General features: G+C 43.8%; 1 protein-coding gene. It reads left to right on the forward strand.

Translation table 11 applies throughout. The features are described from left to right. The coding region (gene tuf / locus HX005_RS19535; protein ID WP_286378573.1) for an elongation factor Tu at positions 1 to 1,112 on the forward strand (1,112 nt) is incomplete at both ends.

Consider the following 1,112-nt stretch of genomic DNA (forward strand, 5'->3'; position numbering starts at 1 on the left):
CCACACGTAAACGTGGGCACAATTGGTCACGTTGACCATGGTAAAACAACTTTAACTGCTGCGATTGCAACTGTATGTGCAAAAACTTTCGGCGGTGAAGCGAAAGACTATGCAGCAATTGACTCTGCACCAGAAGAAAAAGCACGTGGTATTACAATTAATACTTCACACGTAGAATACGATTCTCCAATCCGTCACTACGCTCACGTAGACTGCCCAGGACACGCCGATTATGTTAAAAACATGATCACTGGTGCTGCTCAAATGGACGGTGCGATCCTTGTTTGTTCAGCGACTGATGGTCCTATGCCACAAACTCGTGAACACATCCTTCTTTCTCGCCAAGTAGGTGTTCCTTACATTCTTGTTTTCTTAAACAAATGTGACATCGTTGATGACGAAGAGTTAATCGAATTAGTTGAAATGGAAGTTCGTGAACTTCTTTCTACTTATGACTTCCCAGGTGATGACACTCCAGTAATCCGTGGTTCAGCTTTAGCTGCACTTAACGGTGAAGATGGTCAATACGGTGTTCCTGCTGTTCTTCAACTTGTTGAAGCGCTTGATACTTATATCCCAGAGCCAGAGCGTGCTATCGATAAAGCATTCTTAATGCCAATCGAAGACGTATTCTCAATTTCTGGTCGTGGTACAGTAGTAACTGGCCGTGTTGAATCAGGTATTGTGAAAGTAGGCGAAGAAGTTGAAATCGTTGGTATCAAAGACACAGTTAAAACAACTGTAACTGGCGTTGAAATGTTCCGTAAACTTCTTGACGAAGGTCGTGCGGGTGAGAACTGTGGTATTCTTCTACGTGGTACTAAGCGTGAAGACGTACAACGTGGTCAAGTATTGGCTAAACCAGGTTCAATCAAACCACACACTAAATTCGACGCAGAAGTATACGTACTTTCTAAAGACGAAGGTGGTCGCCATACTCCATTCCTTAACGGTTACCGTCCACAATTCTATTTCCGTACAACTGACGTAACTGGTGCGATCCAGTTGAAAGAAGGCGTTGAAATGGTAATGCCTGGTGACAACGTTGAAATGTCAGTAGAATTAATCCACCCAATCGCAATGGACCCAGGTCTACGTTTTGCGATCCGTGA

This window comes from Acinetobacter sp. R933-2 (assembly GCF_030325485.1).
Lineage (GTDB): Bacteria > Pseudomonadota > Gammaproteobacteria > Pseudomonadales > Moraxellaceae > Acinetobacter > Acinetobacter sichuanensis.